The sequence below is a fragment of the Marivivens niveibacter genome (genome assembly GCF_002150005.2).
In the GTDB taxonomy this organism is placed as follows: domain Bacteria; phylum Pseudomonadota; class Alphaproteobacteria; order Rhodobacterales; family Rhodobacteraceae; genus Marivivens; species Marivivens niveibacter.
Genome location: NZ_MSPP01000004.1, coordinates 88,751 through 108,378 on the forward strand (window position 1 = coordinate 88,751; position 19,628 = coordinate 108,378).

A 19,628-nucleotide genomic window follows, 5' to 3' on the forward strand; every position below is an offset into this window, starting at 1 on the left:
ATGGCTACTGGATTTCTGAATATTGACCTTGGTGCGCTCGTCTCGAATTGGCAGGCGCTGAATGCAAAATGTGATGGCAAGGCAGGCGCCGTTGTCAAAGCAAACGGTTACGGCCTAGGCGCAGGCCGCGTATCGGGTGCATTGGCTGCTGCTGGCGCCACCAAATTTTTTGTCGCTGCCGCCGAAGAAGGCGCAAAGGTCCGTCAGGCCGTTGGGCAAGATGCAGAAATCTACGTGTTTTCAGGCCACGGGCCAACCGACACAGGTATCATCGCTGAACAAAACCTGATCCCGCTGATCAATTCGCTGGACCAGATGACTCGCCACTTTGAAACGCTTGCTGGTCATCCGTTCGGCATTCAGCTGGACACCGGCATGAATCGTCTGGGCATGGAAATGTCAGAATGGCAGGCTGTCGCCCCTATTGCGTTGGAACAGGGCCCAAAATTGGTGATGTCCCACCTTGCCTGTGCCGATGAACCAGATCACCCGATGAACGCCTATCAGCTGGACGTATTCAAAAAAATGACTGACGGCATCACCGTTCCGCGGTCATTGGCGGCGACGGGCGGTATTTTGTTGGGCAAAGAATACCATTTCGACGTAACCCGTCCGGGCATTGGCATTTACGGCGCCGCACCTTTCGGTGACGCTACCCCAGTTGTGAAACTGGACCTGCCCATCATCCAGACGCGCGATTTGGCCGAAGGCGAAGTTGTCGGTTACGGCAATAGCTGGCAAGCATCGCGCCCATCGATCATTGCTACCGTCGCAGGTGGTTATGCCGATGGTATCTTGCGCGCCATTTCAAATCGCGGCGCGTTATGGTCTGGTTCAACCCGCTGCCCAATCGTTGGTCGCGTGTCTATGGACCTGATCACCGTTGACGTGACCGATCTGGAACACGTCCCCGATGCATTGACCCTGATCGGGCCGCATCAAAGCGCCGATGATTTGGCGGATGTCGCTGGCACCATCGGCTATGAAATCCTGACCTCGCTAGCGGCGCGGTACAAACGTAAATACGTGCAACCGTGAATCCAGTCGCGCATCTAGGCCGCGCTGTCATCGCGGCCCTTGCCTTTGTCGGGCGATTGTCAATTTTTGCGGGCACAACGGTTCTAAACCTTGTCCGTCCGCCATTTTATCTGCGCGAATTCTGGATCGCCGTTCTGCACATCGGTTATTTTTCCCTACCTGTTGTCGGCCTGACGGCGATTTTCACGGGCGGTGCGCTGGCATTACAAATTTACGCTGGCGGCGCACGTTTCAGCGCCGAGGCTGTCGTTCCGCAAATCGTGGCCATCGGCATGGTGCGCGAATTGGGCCCTGTTCTGGTGGGCCTCATGATCGCAGCGCGTGTGACGTCTTCGGTCGCGGCAGAAATCGCGACAATGCGGGTGACCGAACAGATCGACGCACTGGTGACATTATCCACTGACCCAATGAAATACCTAACCCTGCCTCGCGTTTTGGCGGCGACGCTGGTCATGCCTATTCTGGTCGGCGTTGGTGATATCGTAGGTATCTTTGGTGGTTTTGTCGTTGGCACCGAAACGTTGGGGTTTAATGCCGCGACCTACGTCAAAAATACGGTCGATTTCCTGGAACCGTTCGACATCATTTCGTCCCTGACCAAAGGCGCGGTGTTTGGCTTTATCGCCGCATTGATGGGCTGTTTTTACGGCATGAATTCGGGCCGCGGCGCCCAAGGCGTGGGCCAAGCGACCAAAACGTCCGTAGTTGCAGCGGCCGTGCTGATCTTAGCGGCGAACTTTATCCTAACTCAGGCGTTCTTTGCGATATGATCGAACTAGCGGACTTATATAAATCCTTTGGTTCCAATGACGTATTGCGCGGCGTTGACCTATTCGTGCCCAAAGGCCAGTCGATGGTTGTCATCGGCGGATCAGGCACGGGTAAATCGGTTTTGCTGAAATCCGTGCTTGGTTTGGTCACGCCAGATGCTGGCACAATCAAGGTTGATGGCACGAATATCCTCGAACAGCCCCGCGATGCGTTCCTTGCCCGTTTCGGAATGCTGTTTCAGGGCGGCGCGCTGTTTGACAGTATGCCCGTCTGGCAAAACGTCGCCTTCCGTCTGATGCGCGGCGAACTAAAACGCCCCAAGGCTGAGGCCCGCGAAATCGCCATCGAAAAACTGCGCCGCGTGGGTTTGGGCCCTGATGTGGCGGACCGCCTGCCCGCCGAATTGTCGGGCGGCATGCAGAAACGCGTGTCGCTGGCCCGTGCGATTGCGGCGAACCCCGAAATCATTTTCTTTGACGAACCGACCACGGGTCTGGACCCGATCATGTCTGGCGTGATCAACGATCTGATCCGCGAAATCGTCACCGAAATGGGCGCGACCGCGATCACCATCACCCACGATATGACCAGCGTTCGCGCCATTGCCGACCGCGTCGCGATGCTCCACCGTGGCAAAGTCCGCTGGGAAGGCGCCATTGGCGAACTGGACGACTGCGGCGACCCGTATGTCGATCAATTCATTCACGGCCGCCCTACTGGCCCGATCGAAACGCTGCGCTAATGACCAATTCAACTGGGCAAACCGTTCTAAAATTCCTGAACCTGTCCCTGTTGGTTTTGTTCCCCATCGGGTGGTTTGCGCCGCTCATGCGGGCCGCATTCCTGCCGCTGTTCGGAATGTCGGAAATTTCGGTCATGACGGGCCTTCAATCCCTATGGGGCGAAGACATCCTGCTGGCCCTATTGGTCACCATTCTAGCGGTTTTTGCGCCCTATTTGAAAACCATCGGACTGGCGCTGTACCAATTCGGACTACTGGATCGCAAAGTAAAACCAGCGCTCCAATTCCTCGCGCGATTGGCGATGGCTGATATTTTCCTGCTGTCGCTATATATCGTCGTGATCAAAGGCATCGGAGTGGGCCGCATTGAAACCGCCTGGGGCCTGTATTTGTTCACGTTTTGCGTTCTGGCATCAATCGGCCTATCCATCGCACCGAAACGGGATGCGCAGTAATCACCGCTTGCCGCACAGGGCCTGATCGGGCAAAACACCGTCATGGCAAAAGATCAGAATTTCGTTTGTTCCGAATGCAATGCGGCCTTTTCTAAATGGTCGGGCAAATGCGACGCCTGCGGCGCGTGGAACAGCATCACAGAACGCAAACCACTGGCGGCAAGCCACGGCAGCAAAAGCCTGTCGGGTCGCCGCGGCCAAACAATCGAACTGACCGATCTGGCCACGCAAGAGGCCGAACCGCCCCGCACCGAAGCAGGCGTTGCCGAACTGGACCGCGTGCTGGGCGGCGGTTTGGTCAAAGCGTCGGCGCTATTGGTCGGCGGCGACCCGGGTATCGGCAAATCAACCCTATTGCTACAGGCCGCCGCGCGTTTTGCCCGCAACGGGCTAAAGGTCATCTATATCTCTGGCGAAGAATCCGCCGCCCAAGTCCAAATGCGCGCCCGCCGTCTGGGTCTGGAACAAAGCCCTGTACAGTTGGCATCAGAATCCAACCTACGCGACATCCTGACAACGCTAGAGGCCGAAAAACCCGATCTGGTCATTATCGATTCCATCCAAACCATGTGGGCAGATACGGTCGATAGCGCACCGGGGTCGGTATCGCAGGTACGTGCATCGGCGCATGAGCTGACCAATTTCGCGAAAAAGAACGGCATCGCCGTGATCATGGTCGGCCACGTCACCAAAGAAGGCGCTTTGGCCGGTCCCCGCGTTGTCGAACACATGGTTGACACCGTTCTGTATTTCGAAGGCGAACGCGGCCACCAATTCCGCCTGCTGCGCGCGGTGAAAAACCGTTTCGGCCCCGCGTCCGAAATCGGCGTTTTCGAAATGACGGGCAAAGGCTTAATCGAGGTAAAAAACCCATCGGCCCTATTCCTGTCCGAACGCGGAAAACCGACCCCCGGGTCGGTCGTATTCGCAGGCATCGAAGGGTCGCGCCCTGTCTTGTGCGAAATTCAGGCCTTGGTCGCGCCATCGCCAACAGCCCAGCCGCGCCGTTCGGTTGTCGGCTGGGACGGCAGCCGTTTAGCAATGATCTTGGCCGTTCTGGAATCGCGCTGCGGTATCGCATTTGCGGGATTGGACGTCTATTTGAACGTCGCTGGCGGCATGCGGATCAACGAACCCGCCGCAGATCTGGCCGTTGCCGCCGCGCTGATTTCCGCCCGCGAAGACGCGGCAATGGGCGCTGACTGTGTCTTCTTTGGCGAAATCAGCCTAAATGGCACCATTCGTCAGGTGGTTCAGGCCGAAAATCGGTTGAAAGAAGCCCAAAAACTTGGTTTCACGACGGCAATCATGCCGGAGTTATCCAAAAGAGCCTCGGCCCCCGCGATGGAGCTGAAGCAAATGCAGGACCTTGCGGGATTTGTGAACGACATTTTCGGGCCGCGCGATCAGGCGGGATAAGGACAGATTGATGGATAGCTTTACCATTATCGACGGCGTCGTTGCCGGTATTATCGTTATTTCGGCGCTGCTGGCCTACAGTCGCGGTATCGTTCGCGAAACACTGGCCATTGTCGGCTGGATCGTTGCGGCAATTTTGTCTTTCATGTTCGCAGCCCCCGCTGGCGAATTGATCAGCACTTTTCCTGTGATTGGCGGCATCATCGACGGAACATGTGAATTGTCGATCATCGTCGGTTTTGCGGCTGTTTTCGCAGTCGCATTGGCCGTTGTGTCGATCTTTACCCCGCTGCTGTCGTCGATGGTGCGCAAAACCGCGCTGGACCCAATTGATCAGGCATTGGGTTTCCTATTCGGCGTTGGTCGCGGCATCCTGTTGGTTGCTGTAGGTTTCTTCTTGTACAACACCATTCTGGCCAGCCAGAATTTCGAAATTGTTGACGATAGCCGTTCGGCGAAGATCTTTAACGGAATGACCACCACGATCGAAGAACAGAACCCAGACGAAGCGCTGGGTTGGCTTACTAACCGTTACAATGATCTTTTGGGTAGCTGCAGCGCGTAACGCGCCCTTCTCAAAAAATTGTATGATAGTTTCGTGACAGTTGGCCCCCGACACAGTATCAGGGGGCCGCATCCTCCCTTTACTGGATTCGGAGCCAGAACGCGTGTCCAAACAGCTGCCCCCTGCACACCCTTTCGATGATGACAAACTGAAAGAGGAGTGCGGCATTTTCGGCGTCGTTGGCGTTGCCGATGCTGCCAATTTCCTGGCCCTAGGCCTTCATGCCCTGCAACACCGTGGCCAAGAGGCTGGTGGGATCGTGGTTCACGACCCAGAGCAAGGCTTTAACTCGGCCCGTCGTATGGGCTATGTCCGTGATAATTTTACCAGTGCAGAGGTTATCAAAACCCTGCCAGGCAACGTCGGTATCGGACACGTCCGTTATTCGACCGCCGGTAACAAAGGTCAAACCGCGATCCGCGACGTTCAGCCGTTCTTTGGCGAATTTTCGATGGGCGGTGCGGCGATTGCCCACAACGGTAACCTGACGAATGCTGCTGCGCTGCGCCGTGATCTGATTGATCGAGGCGCTATTTTTCAATCCAGTTCGGATTCGGAATGCATCATTCACCTGATGGCCCGTTCAATGGGCCGCACCATTCCCGACCGCATGGAAGAAGCGCTACGCAAAGCCGAAGGCGCGTTTTCCGTTGTCGCGATGACTCGCACCAAACTGATCGGTGTGCGTGATCCGCGCGGCGTTCGTCCGCTGGTTCTGGGTAAATTGGGTGACGGTTACGCGCTGGCATCTGAAACCTGTGCGCTGGATATCGTTGGCGCAGATTTCATCCGTGAAATCGAACCCGGTGAAATGGTGGTCATCTCGGCGGAAAAAGGCGTGCAAAGCCATTTCCCATTCCGCCCACAGCCGTCCAGCTTCTGCATCTTTGAACAGGTCTATTTCTCGCGTCCTGATTCCATCTATGGCGGCCGTTCGGTCTACGAAACCCGCCGACAGATCGGTGTTGAGCTGGCCAAAGAAAGCCCTGTTGAGGCTGATCTGGTTTGCCCTGTTCCCGATTCCGGCACCCCAGCTGCGATTGGTTATAGCCACGAAAGCGGCATTCCTTACGGCATGGGCATCATCCGTAACCAATACATGGGCCGTACGTTCATTGAACCGACCGACGCGATCCGCAACATGGGTGTGCGTCTGAAATTGAACGTGAACCGTGCTCTGATCGCGGGCAAACGGATCATTCTGGTTGACGACTCGGTCGTGCGCGGCACTACCACCCGCAAAATCAAAGACATGCTGCTGGACGCAGGCGCAGCCGAGGTGCATTTCCGCATCGCATCTCCGCCTACCGCGTGGCCATGTTTCTACGGTGTGGACACCCCTCAGCGTGAAAAACTGCTGGCCGCCCAAATGAACGAAGAAGAAATGTGCGCCCACCTAGGCGTCGACAGTCTGAAATTCATTTCGCTGGATGGTCTGTACCGCGCGAACGGTATTGAACAGGGTCGCGACAACAGCTGCCCACAATATTGCGATGCGTGTTTCTCGGGTGAATATCCGATCACACCAACCGACATGGTGGCAAAAGGGTTCGAGTTGAAGACCGCTGGCTAACAGCCGCTTTGCACGAAAGAATACAAGGGTCGCCTATCAGGCGGCCCTTATTTTATTGGGATTATTGGCAATTTTCCGCGCAAGCAAATTCCCGCGCAATCACAATATCCTGAAGGTCAGCCCCCGTTACATCCCCCTATTGGTCATGGCATCTACGGCGCACCACTCACGCCCGAAAAGAGGCATCCATGACCCAAGACACGAATACCGTTGTCGCATCCGCGGCAACGCAAAATGACGTTTTGCCCACCGATCAACTGTCGGTTCTGGGCACATTGATGACCCCAACTGGCCCGCGCGCCATCCTGCGCACCAGCAATGGCCATGTACGCACGGTGTCGGTCGGCGACCGCACATTTAACGGTCAGGTCGTCGCCATCGGTGAAACCCGCGTGATCCTGAACGGGTTGGTAGGGCAAACAGTGCTGGATATGCCTAGCTGACGCCGACGCGCCCTTGCGCGGCGGCGCGCAAACTGCCAAAGGGATGGCATGACGACAGACACACGCCCCACCGCCCTGATCACTGGCGCTTCGCGCGGCCTTGGCTCTGCTTTGGCTGAACGACTGGCCGAAACGCATCACATCATCGCCGTAGGCAAAACCACCGGCGCGCTAGAGGAACTGGATGATCGCATTCAGGCCAAAGGTGGACAATCCACGTTGGCCCCGATGGACATCACGGTCGAGGCTGCAATGCAGCAGCTGTGCCGTTCGATTTTCGACCGTTGGGGTAAACTGGACCTGTGGATCCACGCGGCTGTGTTTTCACCGCCCCTGTCGCCCGCGCCCGATATGCCTGAAAAGGATTTCGACAAGGCGTTCAACACAAACGTCAAAGCAACGCAGCGCCTGATCGGCTATATCGCGCCCCTGCTGGGCACCGAAGGCCGCGCCGTATTCTTTGAGGACCCACGTGCTGGCGAGGCGTTCTTTGGCAGCTACGGCGCATCCAAAGCCGCACAAATCGCGATGGCGCGCAGCTGGCAAACCGAAACCGCGAAAATCGGCCCTTTGGTCAAGGTATTGGAACCAAACCCAATGCCGACCGCCGTACGCGCCCGTTTCTTCCCAGGTGAAAGCCGCGAAGGTCTGGCCGACATCCGCGACGAGGCGGATCGCCTGCTGCCCGAAATTTTGGGCTAAGGCGAACAAACAATCCAAAAAATGGGCGGTCCACTGGGCCGCCTTTTTCTTTGCATAGTTTTGACGCCACAGATCGGGAATTACGGCGGGATATGCTTGCCGCGTGTCCGTCGTTTCCGTAGGAAAGATGCGAAAGGACCAAACATGCGCATTCTTATTACGAACGACGATGGCATCAACGCACCGGGCCTAAAGGTGCTAGAGGCGATTGCCGCAGAAATCGCTGGTCCAACGGGCGAAGTTTGGGTTGTTGCGCCCGCCTTTGAACAGTCGGGCGTTGGGCATTGCATCAGCTACACCCACCCCACGATGATCGCGAAATTGGGCGAACGCCGTTTCGCTGCCGAAGGATCGCCCGCCGACTGCGTTCTGGCTGGTCTGTTTGATGTGCTGGCAGACAACCGCCCCGATCTGGTTCTGTCGGGCGTGAACCGCGGCAACAATGCGGGCGAAAACGTCATGTATTCGGGCACTATCGGCGCCACGATCGAGGCATCCCTGCAAGGCGTTCCCGCAATCGCCATGTCGCAGTTTTTCGGGCCTGAAAACAACGCGCTGGATGACCCGTTTGAAACGGCTGTTCAGCATGGCGCGGCCACCGTTCGCAAATTGCTGGACCACGGCATCTGGGACGACGGCGATTTCCGCCTGTTCTATAACGTGAATTTCCCGCCCGTCGCCGCCACCAACGTCAAAGGCCTGCGCGTCGGCCCCCAAGGGTTCCGCCGTGGCACGTCGTTCAGTGTTGAGCCGCACCAGTCGCCTTCGGGCCGTCGGTTCCTGTGGGTTAAGGGCGGCAATCAGCACGTCCCCACCCTGCCCGGCTCGGACGTGGCGCTGAATTTAGACGGCTACATCAGCGTGACCCCCATGCGCGCCGAACTGACCGACCATACCGTTCTGGATAAACTACGGGACGCGCTGGAGTGACATTCGACGCCGAGGCAAAGATGCAATTCCTATACGCCCTAAGATCCAAGGGCGTTACGGATGCACGCGTTCTGACCGCGATGGAACGTATCGACCGCGCGGATTTTCTGCGCGGTATTTTTGCCGAACGCGCCTACGAAGATATGCCCCTGCCGATTTCTTGTGGTCAAACGATCAGCCAGCCGTCTGTGGTTGGCCTGATGACGCAAGCGTTGCAGGTCACCAGCCGTGACAAGGTGTTAGAGGTCGGCACAGGTTCTGGCTATCAGGCCGCGATCCTGAGCCAACTGTCCCGCCGCGTTTACACAATCGACCGTTTCCGCCGACTGGTTTCCGATGCCAAATCTGTCTTTGATCGGCTAGACCTGACCAATGTCATCAGCTTTGCCGGCGACGGCAGCTTTGGCCTGCCGGATCACGCGCCGTTCGATCGCATCCTATGTACTGCCGCCGCCGAAGATCCCCCCGGCCCCCTATTGGCGCAATTGCGTGTTGGCGGTATTATGGTCCTACCTGTTGGCCAATCCGACACCGTTCAAAGCCTGATCCGCGTGACCCGCACCGAAGATGGTTTTGATTATGATGAATTACGTTCAGTCCGCTTTGTTCCCTTGGTCGAGGGAATGGGCGACTGACCCGCTAAAAGCTCTGACAAACAGGGCAGTAAACGAGGTTTGAGTATGATGAACAGTTTCACAGGCCTGCGTGCCGTTTTCTTGGCTGGCACCGCTGCGACTCTGATGTCGGGCTGTATGGAAGGTGGGTTCGATTTTGACCTGCGCGATTTAGGTGGCAGTGCGCTAGATACAACATCTGCTGCGCAAAATCTGCCCTCGCGCCCAACACCCGATGATCGCGGCGTCATTTCATACCCCAATTATCAGGTCGCCATCGCCACGCGCGGCGACACGGTCACCACGATTGCCCAACGCCTGTCGATCAACCCAGGCGAATTGGCGCGTGCGAACGCGCTGTCGGTCAACACCGCACTCAACCAAGGTGCTGTTTTAGTCCTGCCTGGACGGGTCGCTGAACCCACCATAGCGACCGGCGCCACAATCGCGCCTGGCGCATCGTTGGCAACCGGTGAAATTGACGTGACCACTTTGGCCGCGGCTGCCATCGACCGCGCAGGTCCACAATCCGCAAGCACGACAGCCGCCCCAGTCGTCACATCCACCCCTATCGTGCAAGGCGGCGTTGAGCCGCTGCGCCACACCGTACAAAGCGGCGAAACGGCCTACACCATCGCGCGTCTGTACAACCTGCCTGTGCGCACCGTTGCAGAATGGAACGGCCTAGGCGCGGACCTGTCTGTCCGCGAAGGCCAATCGCTGTTGATCCCGCAGTCTGGGGTGGCGACCGCCTCTGACATCGAAACATCCGCACCGGGCCAAGGCACCCAAACCCCGACGCCACCATCGGCAGCAACACCGTTGCCGACAGAAACCCCAGCCGCTGCTGCAACGGTCGCCGTCGCACCGATTGAGGCGCCCGTGTTGGAAACAACCGCCCCAGCTATCGCATCGGATGCCCCCCTGATTTACCCTGTACGGGGTACCATCGTGCGCGCTTATTCGGCGGGTTCTAACGATGGTATTGATATCTCAACGACGGCAGGGTCCGATGTTGTCGCCGCTGCTGCAGGGTCGGTTGCTGCGATTACCAAAGACACCAACAACGTCGCGATCGTCGTTATCCGTCACGCCACAGATCTGCTGACCGTTTACACCAACGTCGACAACGTGACGATCAGCGAAGGCGCGACCGTCAGCCAAGGCCAAAAAATTGGTGTTGTGAAATCCGGTGATCCTGCGGTCGTCCATTTCGAGGTTAGACTATCAGGTATGAAATCGGCGGATCCCGAAGATTACCTCCCCTAATGCAAAAGGCGGGCCGCTGGGCCCGCCTTTTTCAATTCAGGGTGACGCCAACGCGCCCTGCAAGATCCGTAAAATATTGCCATGCCACGCGGCCCGATCGGCTGCCGCGTGTTGCCTGCCATTCGATGGCTTCGGCGCGCATTTGGTCTTCGTCGATCAGAACACCATAGGCCCGACAATATCCGCGGATCATGTCCAGATAATCGTCTTGGCTGCACGGGTGGAATCCCAACCACAATCCAAACCGATCCGACAAAGATACCTTTTCCTCGACCGCCTCGGCTGGATTAATCGCAGAGGCGCGTTCGTTTTCGATCATATCGCGCGGCATCAGATGACGCCGATTGGACGTCGCATAAAGCACAACGTTATCTGGCCGGCCTTCGATCCCGCCGTCCAAAACCGCCTTGAGCGATTTGTAATGCGCGTCATCATGGCTGAACGATAGGTCATCGCAGAACAGAATGAAACGTTCTGGCCGCCCGCGTAGTAGGTTAAGGCAGCGGGTGATGCTGGGCAGATCCTCACGCTGGATTTCGATGATCTTTAACGCTGAAAAATCAGCAGAAACTTTGGCATGTATCGCCTTGACCAAGCTGGATTTTCCCATGCCCCGCGCACCCCAAAGAAGCGCGTTATTCGCTGGCATCCCCCGCGCGAATTGAACCGTATTCGCCATCAGTGTATCGCGGGACCTGTTGACGCCGACCAGCAAATCCACATCCACCTTTGACACGGTTTTTACAGGGGCCAGATGATCGGGGTCGGTTTTCCACACAAACCCCGGCGCAGATGCAAAATCCGGAGCGGCCAAAGGCGCCGGAGCGATCCGCTCCAGCGCCTCTGCAATGCGTTTCAATGTGTCGTCATTCACGACTTTTCTTCCTCGTCTTCGTCCTCTTCAAACCACAGACCTTCGGCCTTTAGTTTGGCGATACGTTTCTTTTCGACGCGGCCAACCAACTGAATGGAAACTTCGTACAGGCCGTACACCACGGTGAACAAAATGACCTGACTGATGACATCAGGCGGCGTTGCCAAGGCTGCAAGCACCAGAATGGCCACCACCGCGTACTTGCGCACAGCCTTTAGGCCTTTGGCCGAAACCAGTCCAGCTTTGCCCATCAGCGTCAACAGCACAGGCAACTGGAAACATAGGCCAAACGCGATGATGAATTTGATGGTAAGCGAAAGGTATTCTTTGGCCGAACCTAAGAAAGCGATACCTGCCGATGCGTCCGTCGTCGTCGTTGCCTCACCCGCTTGTTGGAAGTTCAAGAAAAAGGTGAAAGCCATTGGCGTAATTACATAATACGCAAATGCGGCACCCAGCAGAAACATGATCGGCGACGCCAGAAGGAACGGCAGGAACGCGTTCTTTTCGTTCTTGTACAAACCCGGTGCCACAAACCGCCACAGCTGATAGCTGATCACTGGGAACGACAAAACCAAACCGCCCAGCATCGAAATGGATACTGCAACAAAGAAACCTTCTTGCAGGGCGATCATGACCAATCCGCAATCGGCCTGTCCCTGCTCTGCCAGTGCCGAACACAGCGGTTGGGTCAGGAAATCAAAGATCGGGTTCCATATGGTAAAACATATCACCATGGCCACGATGAACGCCAGCAAAGACCGGATCAGGCGATTGCGCAATTCGGTCAGGTGTTCGATCAACGGGGCCGAGCTGTCCTCTAGTTCGTCAGCGGTGCTCATTTACTGGCCTCCGTTTTTTCTGCTGGGCCGTGACCCATTTCTTTTTCCAGTTCGGCCCATTCCGCGTCTGCCTCGGCTTCGGTCGCGGTTTGCTCTGCGGCGGCTTCGGCCTCTTGGCGTTTGATTGCGGCCTGCGCCATCGCGTCGCTTAGCTTTTCTTTGGTGGCTTGACGTTCAGGCGTCAGGGTTTCGGCATCCCCCATGACCTGTTTCTTCACCGAATCTTTGGCGAATTTGGTCGGATTTGATGCCGCGTTCAGGCCCTGTTTGATTTCCTTTACGCCAGCCTGATCCGCAGCCTGATCCATCGCGCGGCTAAATTCCCGCGCCATGCCTTTGGCCTTGCCGACGTATTGCCCAACAGTGCGAAACAGACCGGGCAATTCCTGCGGCCCGACCACGATCAGCGCGACAATGCCGATCACGACCATTTCGCTCCAGCCCATGCCAAACATAGCTGTTTTCCTTATGTTTGGGGATTAGGCTTTGTCTTTGTCGGTTTCTTCCGACTCGGCTTTGGCGTTTTCGATCTCTTCGTTCATACCTTTTTTGAACGATGTGATGCCTTTGCCGACTTCGCCCATGACCGAGCTGATTTTGCCACGACCGAATAGAACCAGTACGACGACTGCGATCAGGATAAGACCCATAGGACCGATGTTGTTTAGCATTGTGTATCTCCCAACGTTGCGCGAGTGGCGCGTGTAACTGTTAACCCGACGCTATGAATGCTGTTGCCTGCGCGAAAGCCGGAAAAACGCAAAAACATTCAAAATGAGCAATGGATCGACAAAGTTTGTGACAGAAAACTGTCAGGAGGGTATAATCAGCCCATGAAACGCTCTGACCGATTGCTATCTATTATCACTTTGCTACGCCAAACGGGCCCTCATCTGGCCGAAGATATCGCCGCAGAATTGGGGGTGACGGTCCGTACGATTTACCGCGATATGGATACATTGCGGCAATCAGGGGTCCCTGTCGTGGGCGAACGCGGCACGGGGTATTCCATCACCGCCCCTGTTACCCTGCCCCCGATCAACCTCACCATGACAGAGCTGGAAGCCCTGCACATTGGCCTGATGGCGGTCGCACAAAGTGGCGAGGATGATTTGCAAGACGCCGCCCAATCGCTGGCGGATAAGTTGGACGCGATATTGTCCGAAGACGTCCAAACGTCAGTGCAAGGTTTGGCCCTACGGCCATACGCAGAAACAGGCCGCGCGTTGCGTCACCTTCCGGCCTTGCGTCAATCAATTCGCGCCCGCCAAAAGGTGGATATCACGCTAGGCGACAGGCAATTTACCCTGCGCCCACTGTCCGTAGACTATTGGGGCCGCGTTTGGACCTGTGCGGGTTGGAACGAAACCGACCGCGGCTTTGCCGAATTTCGCGTGGATCAGATCGACGCCCTGCGCAAACTGCCGTCCCTATTCGTTCAAGAGGCAGGAAAAACGCTAGACGATTTCAAACGTCAGAGGGAAACACGAAACACCGGTCACGGCGGATCATAAGCCACAGCGCCGTTCCCACCTGCGGCAAGAACACGTTTGGCACCTGCGCTTTTAGGATGGACCCATCGTAATCCATACGGAATTCGACCAGACTTTCTGATCCCATAAAACGCGCACGTGTGACTACGCCGCGCGCGGGAACGCCGTCTTGAGGTGTGGGGTTTGGGCCGCGCCCATCCCGATCAAAATCAATCCGCAGATGCTGAGGACGAATCACAATATCGACCATGCGGCCATTCTGCTGCCCCGGGCACAAGAACCGCCCGAACGGCGTTTCAGCCTGCGCATTATGAACCTGACTGCGGATCACATTCACATCGCTGAAAAACGCTGCCGCAGCACGATCCACGGGGGCGTTGTAGACGTTATAGGGCGCGCCCTGCTGCACGATTTTACCGCGACGCATTAGAGCGATTTCATCGGCCATACGCATTGCTTCGGCAGGTTCATGAGTGACCAATAGAACGGCGGCGCCTTCGTCCTTTAGTACCTCTAGCGTTTGATCGCGGATGCCATCGCGCAGGCGGTTGTCCAACCCCGAAAACGGTTCGTCCATCAGCATAATCCGTGGACGCGGCGCCAAAGCCCGCGCAAGTGCAACGCGCTGCTGTTCACCGCCCGATAATTCATGAGGATAGCTGTCGACGTGGCGCAGCATATCGACCTTGTCTAACAGTTGGTCGACACGCGCTTTGTTCGTGGAATATCCACCTTTTAGGCCAAACGCGACGTTCTGCGCGACTGGCAAATGGGGGAAAAGCGCAAAGTCCTGAAACATCAGACCAATCGAACGCCCCTCTGGCGGAACACGGAATACCGTGTCGCACACCAGATTTCCGTCGACGAAAATCTTGCCGCTATCTTGCATATCAACGCCCGCAATAATGCGCAGCGTCGTGGATTTACCGCAGCCCGACGGCCCCAATAAACAGGTCACCTGACCTGGCTGTACCTGCAGTGATACATCATCAACGACATTCAGCCCGTCAAATTGACGTTTGATGTTCTGGATTTCTAGTCGGGGAGTATTGGGCAACGGTCTACTTCTCTATTCCGACAGGATTGATCGGATTTACAAAGGCATTATCAATCTGACGGCTGTGGGGCAAGGGTGCGCAAAGTCCCACTGCGGGCGTTTACGTTTTCTTTGGTTCGCCGTATACATATGGGAATAGGAATGAGTGATTTTGACGAAATACGAATTCGTTGTGTTTTGTCGTTAGTATAACTGCTGGTTGCTTTCTGACTGGCCGCAAAAAAGAAACCAGAATGCCCCATACCAAACGTCAAAGCTCTGCTCAGGTCCTTAGTGTCTATAGCGCTGATGATGTATTTGTATCGAATGGCGTAGCCGAAGGCGACGGTTTGTCTTTTGCTGATGAGTTGGTTTTTGATGATGTTTATCAGGTCAAACCTTCTGCAACGCGCCACCGTTTGGCTTTGCATATTGACGGATCAATTTCCAAAATGGCCGTGGGCGCAGGCTCTGACATGGGCAAAGCAGGAAACGCTTTGTATCTGGACTGCATCATCACGTTCATGGCGTCCGACGGTTCCACACACGAAGGTATTGTGATTGTCGAAGTCGAAGATGGCGGCGTTGAAGACATCTTTTTTATGCCAATGACGCAAATGTCGACGCATGCAGATTACCGTTTGGTTGGCGTCAACCGCGACGGTGCCCTAACCCGTTTTGCAGAAATGAGCTGTGTATCCTTTGCAAAGGGCACGCATATTACGCTGGGATCAGGTGAACAGCGCAAGATCGAGGATCTGAAGGTCGGGGACAAAGTTTTAACCCGCGACGATGGCCAACAGGAAATCCGCTGGATCGGTCAGAACACATTTCGCGCGACCGGAGAATTTGCGCCAGTCCTGATTAAAGAGGGCACGCTGCATAACACAAACGACCTGATCCTATCCCCTGACCATCGAATTTTCGTTTACCAACGCGAAGACCGGTTAGGTGCAGGTCGTTCGGAATTATTGGTACGGGCACGTCATTTGATTAATGGCGACACAGTGCAACAGGTAGACGGCGGATATATCGACTATTTCCAACTGCTGTTTGATGATCACCAGATTATCTATGCCGAAGGTATCGCAGCAGAATCTTTGCTACTGGATGAACGCACGCGAAATGCGCTGCCTGAAACAGCCGAAGCCTATCGTCACGCGCACCGTCACCACATGGATTACGAAGTGCAGGAAAAACTGCTAAAATCAGGTAACGCAGCTGATCTACTGCGGAGTGCGTCAACTAGGTGACACTAAACGTATAGGGCCTCTAACTTTTCCGTTTCGCGATCCGTCTACGGGATCAAACCGATCAATAGTGCGGAAAACCAATGCTCGATTCAGGCCACATCAACAAAGACCTCATCCAGAAACGTTTGGCTATGCATGGCCTGACAGGACAAGAAGTCGCTTTGCTTCGCCGCAATAGCCATAAATTCATCGCGGCCATCCCCAAAGCGATCGAAGCGTTGCTGACGGTTGTCGGGCAGCATGATAAATATGGCGATTACTTCGCCAAAAATCCTGGGGCGTTGGAAAAAACTGGCCAACGTATGACCGAACATTGGACCTATGTTGCGAACTGCGACTTTAACGATGGCTACGTCGCATCGGTAAAACGCATCGCGTCAATCCATACCCGCATCAATTTGGATCCACACCTACAGCTGGCTGGATACACACACATGCGCGCAGCGTTCATCGAACATGCAGCAGATCGTGGGCTTTTGGGGCAGCGCAATCAAAAATTGGCAAATGCGATCAGCCGTGTCGTCACGCTGGACATGGATTTGTCGTTGTCGCTGTATCTAGAATCCAAAACCAACGAAAACGAAGAACTGCGCAGACAACTGTCGAACGACTTTAGCCAGAAATTGGGCGGGATCGTAGATACCCTTGCAGGGTCGGCACAGCAAACGTCTAGCAGCGTACAAGAAGCATCCGAAGCCGCATCGGAATTGTTCGCGTCGATGAACGAAATCCGCGAAAAAATGGGACATGCCGCATCTGTATCTGAAACAGCTGCATCGCTGGCAGACAGCGCCAATAGTCAAGTCACGAGATTGGCTGAACAGGTCGATACCATTTCCGAAGCTGTTCATATGATCAGTGAGATCGCGAATAAAACCAATCTGCTTGCGCTAAACGCATCGATCGAAGCTGCCCGCGCAGGCACCGTCGGACGTGGATTTAACGTAGTCGCTGGCGAGGTGAAAAATTTGGCCGCGCAAACCACCCAAGTGACCGAAAAAATCAACGGTCAGATCGCCTCCATTCGCAAAGAAACAGATCAGGCCGTTAACAACGTGAACTGCATTCTGAGCCAAGTAAATGAAATGACGCATGCATCGGAAACGGTAAAACATGCGCTGACTGAACAAGGCACACGACTGGGCACAATCATCCGCACCAGCGTAGACCAATCGCGCATCGGTAGCCAGAACGTGGCCGAACAAGCCAATTCGCTACGGCAGACAGCTGAACGGTTCCTAAAAGGCATTGTTTCACTGGGCCGCAGCTGACGGATTACCTTGTCAGCGCAAGCAGGGCGGAATATAGCCAGCGTCATGTTGGATACGAACGAAAATCGCCCCGCCCTGCCCGCTGAAATTGCGCGTCGTCGTACGTTTGCGATCATTTCGCACCCGGACGCTGGTAAGACGACATTGACTGAAAAGTTTCTGCTTTTCGGTGGCGCTATCCAAATGGCTGGTCAGGTCCGCGCCAAAGGCGAAGCCCGCCGTACGCGGTCGGACTTTATGCAGATGGAAAAAGACCGCGGGATTTCGGTTTCCGCGTCGGCGATGTCGTTCGATTTCCGCAACTATCGGTTCAACCTTGTTGATACGCCCGGCCACTCGGACTTTTCCGAAGATACCTACCGCACGCTGACTGCTGTGGACGCCGCAGTGATGGTGATCGACGGTGCAAAGGGTGTGGAAAGCCAGACCCAGAAACTGTTCGAGGTCTGCCGCCTGCGCGACCTACCGATCCTTACGTTCTGTAACAAGATGGACCGCGAAAGCCGCGATACATTCGAGATCATCGACGAAATTCAGGAAAACTTGGCGATCGACGTGACCCCAGCCAGCTGGCCTATCGGTGTCGGCAAAGATTTCGTTGGCTGCTACGATCTTCTAAACGACCGTCTGGAATTGATGGATCGCGCCGACCGTAACGTGGTTGCCGACAGCGTCGAAATTAACGGCCTAGATGATCCAAAACTGAAAGAGCTTGTGCCTGCGCACCTGCTGGACCAGTTCATGGAAGAAATCGAAATGGCGCGCGAATTGCTGCCCGTGCTAGACCCGCAAGCTGTGATGGACGGCACGATGACCCCCATCTGGTTCGGCTCGGCCATCAATTCGTTCGGCGTTAAGGAACTGATGGACGGCATCGGTAAATATGGCCCCGAACCACAGCCACAGAACGCCGACCCGCGCGTTGTGAACCCCGATGAAAAAAAGGTGTCGGGTTTCGTGTTCAAGGTTCAAGCGAATATGGACCCTAAACACCGCGACCGCGTGGCCTTTGTCCGTCTGGCCTCGGGGCACTTTAGCCGCGGCATGAAACTAACGCATGTGCGTACGAAAAAGCCGATGGCAATTTCGAACCCTGTGCTGTTCCTTGCTTCGGACCGCGAATTGGCCGAAGAGGCGTGGGCCGGCGACATCATCGGTATTCCGAACCACGGTCAGCTGCGCATCGGCGACACGCTGACCGAAGGTGAAGCGATCAAAGTCACCGGCATCCCATCGTTCGCACCAGAATTGCTGCAAAACTGCCGCGCGGGCGACCCGATGAAGGCCAAGCACCTCGAAAAAGCGTTGATGCAATTCGCCGAAGAAGGCGCAGCAAAGGTGTTCAAACCTGCCTTTGGTTCCGGTTTCATCGTGGGTGTTGTTGGCGCGCTGCAGTTCGAAGTTTTGGCCAGCCGTATCGAATTGGAATACGGCCTGCCCGTGCGCTTTGAACCATCCCAGTTCACCAGTGCCCGCTGGGTACAGGGTGACAAGACGGCGGTCGACAAATTCATCAATGCAAACAAACAACACATCAGCCACGACAACGACGGCGACGTGGTGTTCCTAACGCGATTGCAATGGGACATTGATAGGGTTGCTCGCGATTACCCAGATGTGACGTTGTCGGCGACGAAAGAAATGATGGTCTAAAAAGCAAGCGCCCTTTCCGGGCGCTTGTTTTTTGAATCGTTAATTATTTTTAGAACGTACAAAACAGCGACGTAAATGATCGCTTCTGGCAACGAAAATAGCAGGCTCTCAGGCAGCGTCAGCGCGCTGTAAATCGCCAATAGCTGTGCGAATAGAACAACCAGGACTAGGCAGACCACAAAACGAAACGCATAAAGTGATAGTTTCTGTGTGCACGCCAAATCAAAGGCAACGGATATCGTCACACAGTGGATCAGAATGATGGCACCAGTAGACAGCAGCGACATCTGCGTTTGTGTTTCGTGATCTAAACCGAACAAAAATTCCAAATCAAATTCAGACCCGATAAGACGTAGATAACCATTCATCAGGCAGAGCGTCAGGCTCCAGACAATGGAAACCGAGAAAATAACCAGTTCGGTGATCGTGGTTATCCAGATTGTCAAAAGGCTTGCCGTTATGAAAATACAGCACACCAATATCGTGCCAGCCATAACCGGCAATTGCGGGTGCACAGATAAAAACAGTGTGCTTCCAGTGGTAACTGAATGACCCACCGCTGCTAAAGTATAAACAATCAAAAATAGTCCACAGGCATTCCCAATACGGTTTGCCCTTTGGTGATATGCGAGATCTGACATAAAATCGTCCAAACTAAATGCGCGGACCTTATCAGAAAATCACG

At 55.3% G+C, this 19,628-nt stretch carries 22 protein-coding genes; 16 read left to right on the forward strand and 6 right to left on the reverse strand.

Features of this window, described 5'->3' with window-relative positions; translation table 11 throughout:
* From alr to BVC71_RS12070, 12 genes are all read left to right on the forward strand, one after another.
* The gene (gene alr / locus BVC71_RS12015; protein ID WP_086451931.1) at positions 1-1,038 is read left to right on the forward strand and encodes an alanine racemase; all 1,038 of its coding nucleotides are present in this window, start codon (positions 1-3) and stop codon (positions 1,036-1,038) included.
* Entirely contained in the window at positions 1,035-1,808 is a 774-nt protein-coding gene (locus BVC71_RS12020) for an MlaE family ABC transporter permease (protein ID WP_086451932.1), read from the forward strand. The genes alr and BVC71_RS12020 overlap by 4 nt, the downstream gene beginning before the upstream one ends.
* Positions 1,805-2,551 carry an ABC transporter ATP-binding protein gene (locus BVC71_RS12025; protein ID WP_086451933.1) on the forward strand — a complete coding sequence of 249 codons (747 nt, stop codon included), beginning with the start codon at positions 1,805-1,807 and terminating at the stop codon, positions 2,549-2,551. The genes BVC71_RS12020 and BVC71_RS12025 overlap by 4 nt, the downstream gene beginning before the upstream one ends.
* Positions 2,551-3,006, forward strand: a complete 456-nt coding sequence (locus BVC71_RS12030; RefSeq protein WP_086451934.1) for a paraquat-inducible protein A — start codon at positions 2,551-2,553, stop codon at positions 3,004-3,006. Before BVC71_RS12025 ends, BVC71_RS12030 begins: the two co-directional genes overlap by 1 nt.
* Before the next feature lie 42 nt (positions 3,007-3,048).
* Positions 3,049-4,425: a DNA repair protein RadA gene (radA, locus tag BVC71_RS12035; protein WP_086451935.1), complete on the forward strand. Its 1,377-nt coding sequence runs from the start codon at positions 3,049-3,051 to the stop codon at positions 4,423-4,425.
* 10 nt (positions 4,426-4,435) lie between these two features.
* A complete protein-coding gene (locus tag BVC71_RS12040) occupies positions 4,436-4,990 on the forward strand; it encodes a CvpA family protein (protein WP_086451936.1) in 555 nt (184 codons plus the stop codon).
* Positions 4,991-5,093: 103 nt separating this feature from the next.
* Positions 5,094-6,563 carry an amidophosphoribosyltransferase gene (purF, locus tag BVC71_RS12045; RefSeq protein WP_086451937.1) on the forward strand — a complete coding sequence of 490 codons (1,470 nt, stop codon included), beginning with the start codon at positions 5,094-5,096 and terminating at the stop codon, positions 6,561-6,563.
* A gap of 188 nt (positions 6,564-6,751) precedes the next feature.
* Entirely contained in the window at positions 6,752-7,006 is a 255-nt protein-coding gene (locus BVC71_RS12050; RefSeq protein ID WP_086451938.1) for a hypothetical protein, read from the forward strand.
* Between the two features lie 48 nt (positions 7,007-7,054).
* Positions 7,055-7,708, forward strand: a complete 654-nt coding sequence (locus BVC71_RS12055) for an SDR family NAD(P)-dependent oxidoreductase (RefSeq protein WP_086451939.1) — start codon at positions 7,055-7,057, stop codon at positions 7,706-7,708.
* A 144-nt stretch (positions 7,709-7,852) separates the two neighbouring features.
* Positions 7,853-8,638, forward strand: coding sequence for a 5'/3'-nucleotidase SurE (gene surE, locus BVC71_RS12060; protein WP_086451940.1), 786 nt, complete (start codon positions 7,853-7,855; stop codon positions 8,636-8,638).
* Positions 8,635-9,273 (forward strand): protein-L-isoaspartate(D-aspartate) O-methyltransferase, encoded by a 639-nt coding sequence (locus BVC71_RS12065; RefSeq protein WP_205905974.1) that lies wholly within the window; start codon positions 8,635-8,637, stop codon positions 9,271-9,273. Before surE ends, BVC71_RS12065 begins: the two co-directional genes overlap by 4 nt.
* Positions 9,274-9,318: 45 nt before the next feature.
* Complete coding sequence (locus BVC71_RS12070; protein WP_240516847.1) at positions 9,319-10,521, forward strand: LysM peptidoglycan-binding domain-containing M23 family metallopeptidase; 1,203 nt, start codon at positions 9,319-9,321, stop codon at positions 10,519-10,521.
* Positions 10,522-10,552: 31 nt separating this feature from the next.
* On the opposite strand, the gene BVC71_RS12075 is transcribed toward BVC71_RS12070, so the two are convergent.
* Genes BVC71_RS12075 through tatA form a run of 4 tightly spaced genes read right to left on the reverse strand, consistent with a single transcriptional unit; the run spans position 10,553 to position 12,908 of the window.
* Positions 10,553-11,395 carry an ATP-binding protein gene (locus BVC71_RS12075; protein WP_086451942.1) on the reverse strand — a complete coding sequence of 281 codons (843 nt, stop codon included), beginning with the start codon at positions 11,393-11,395 and terminating at the stop codon, positions 10,553-10,555.
* Positions 11,392-12,237, reverse strand: coding sequence for a twin-arginine translocase subunit TatC (tatC, locus tag BVC71_RS12080; protein WP_086451943.1), 846 nt, complete (start codon positions 12,235-12,237; stop codon positions 11,392-11,394). Before tatC ends, BVC71_RS12075 begins: the two co-directional genes overlap by 4 nt.
* Complete coding sequence (tatB, locus tag BVC71_RS12085) at positions 12,234-12,692, reverse strand: Sec-independent protein translocase protein TatB (protein ID WP_086451944.1); 459 nt, start codon at positions 12,690-12,692, stop codon at positions 12,234-12,236. Before tatB ends, tatC begins: the two co-directional genes overlap by 4 nt.
* Before the next feature lie 24 nt (positions 12,693-12,716).
* The gene (gene tatA, locus BVC71_RS12090) at positions 12,717-12,908 is read right to left on the reverse strand and encodes a twin-arginine translocase TatA/TatE family subunit (RefSeq protein WP_086451945.1); all 192 of its coding nucleotides are present in this window, start codon (positions 12,906-12,908) and stop codon (positions 12,717-12,719) included.
* Between the two features lie 162 nt (positions 12,909-13,070).
* On the opposite strand from tatA, the gene BVC71_RS12095 reads away from it, so the two are divergent.
* On the forward strand, positions 13,071-13,751 hold the full coding sequence (locus tag BVC71_RS12095; protein WP_086452056.1) for a helix-turn-helix transcriptional regulator: 681 nt from the start codon (positions 13,071-13,073) through the stop codon (positions 13,749-13,751).
* Here the strand turns inward: BVC71_RS12095 and BVC71_RS12100 are convergent.
* Positions 13,705-14,787 carry an ABC transporter ATP-binding protein gene (locus tag BVC71_RS12100; protein WP_086451946.1) on the reverse strand — a complete coding sequence of 361 codons (1,083 nt, stop codon included), beginning with the start codon at positions 14,785-14,787 and terminating at the stop codon, positions 13,705-13,707. The two genes, BVC71_RS12095 and BVC71_RS12100, sit on opposite strands and share 47 nt — an antisense overlap.
* 233 nt (positions 14,788-15,020) lie before the next feature.
* On the opposite strand from BVC71_RS12100, the gene BVC71_RS12105 reads away from it, so the two are divergent.
* From BVC71_RS12105 to BVC71_RS12115, 3 genes are all read left to right on the forward strand, one after another.
* Positions 15,021-16,019 (forward strand): Hint domain-containing protein, encoded by a 999-nt coding sequence (locus tag BVC71_RS12105; RefSeq protein WP_086451947.1) that lies wholly within the window; start codon positions 15,021-15,023, stop codon positions 16,017-16,019.
* 80 nt (positions 16,020-16,099) lie between these two features.
* A complete protein-coding gene (locus tag BVC71_RS12110; protein WP_086451948.1) occupies positions 16,100-17,290 on the forward strand; it encodes a globin-coupled sensor protein in 1,191 nt (396 codons plus the stop codon).
* A gap of 45 nt (positions 17,291-17,335) precedes the next feature.
* On the forward strand, positions 17,336-18,943 hold the full coding sequence (locus BVC71_RS12115; protein WP_086451949.1) for a peptide chain release factor 3: 1,608 nt from the start codon (positions 17,336-17,338) through the stop codon (positions 18,941-18,943).
* Here BVC71_RS12115 and BVC71_RS12120 read toward each other — a convergent pair.
* On the reverse strand, positions 18,940-19,584 hold the full coding sequence (locus tag BVC71_RS12120) for a hypothetical protein (RefSeq protein ID WP_133064529.1): 645 nt from the start codon (positions 19,582-19,584) through the stop codon (positions 18,940-18,942). The two genes, BVC71_RS12115 and BVC71_RS12120, sit on opposite strands and share 4 nt — an antisense overlap.
* Between the last annotated feature and the right edge of the window lie 44 nt (positions 19,585-19,628).

Coding starts and splice junctions, on each gene's coding strand:
- alr (WP_086451931.1), top strand. CDS start 1: ATGGCTACTGGATTTCTGAATATTGACCTTGGTGCGCTCGTCTCGAAT.
- BVC71_RS12025 (WP_086451933.1), top strand. CDS start 1,805: ATGATCGAACTAGCGGACTTATATAAATCCTTTGGTTCCAATGACGTA.
- BVC71_RS12030 (WP_086451934.1), top strand. CDS start 2,551: ATGACCAATTCAACTGGGCAAACCGTTCTAAAATTCCTGAACCTGTCC.
- radA (WP_086451935.1), top strand. CDS start 3,049: ATGGCAAAAGATCAGAATTTCGTTTGTTCCGAATGCAATGCGGCCTTT.
- BVC71_RS12040 (WP_086451936.1), top strand. CDS start 4,436: ATGGATAGCTTTACCATTATCGACGGCGTCGTTGCCGGTATTATCGTT.
- BVC71_RS12050 (WP_086451938.1), top strand. CDS start 6,752: ATGACCCAAGACACGAATACCGTTGTCGCATCCGCGGCAACGCAAAAT.
- BVC71_RS12055 (WP_086451939.1), top strand. CDS start 7,055: ATGACGACAGACACACGCCCCACCGCCCTGATCACTGGCGCTTCGCGC.
- surE (WP_086451940.1), top strand. CDS start 7,853: ATGCGCATTCTTATTACGAACGACGATGGCATCAACGCACCGGGCCTA.
- BVC71_RS12070 (WP_240516847.1), top strand. CDS start 9,319: ATGATGAACAGTTTCACAGGCCTGCGTGCCGTTTTCTTGGCTGGCACC.
- tatC (WP_086451943.1), bottom strand. CDS start 12,237: ATGAGCACCGCTGACGAACTAGAGGACAGCTCGGCCCCGTTGATCGAA.
- tatB (WP_086451944.1), bottom strand. CDS start 12,692: ATGTTTGGCATGGGCTGGAGCGAAATGGTCGTGATCGGCATTGTCGCG.
- tatA (WP_086451945.1), bottom strand. CDS start 12,908: ATGCTAAACAACATCGGTCCTATGGGTCTTATCCTGATCGCAGTCGTC.
- BVC71_RS12095 (WP_086452056.1), top strand. CDS start 13,071: ATGAAACGCTCTGACCGATTGCTATCTATTATCACTTTGCTACGCCAA.
- BVC71_RS12105 (WP_086451947.1), top strand. CDS start 15,021: ATGCCCCATACCAAACGTCAAAGCTCTGCTCAGGTCCTTAGTGTCTAT.
- BVC71_RS12110 (WP_086451948.1), top strand. CDS start 16,100: ATGCTCGATTCAGGCCACATCAACAAAGACCTCATCCAGAAACGTTTG.
- BVC71_RS12115 (WP_086451949.1), top strand. CDS start 17,336: ATGTTGGATACGAACGAAAATCGCCCCGCCCTGCCCGCTGAAATTGCG.
- BVC71_RS12120 (WP_133064529.1), bottom strand. CDS start 19,584: ATGTCAGATCTCGCATATCACCAAAGGGCAAACCGTATTGGGAATGCC.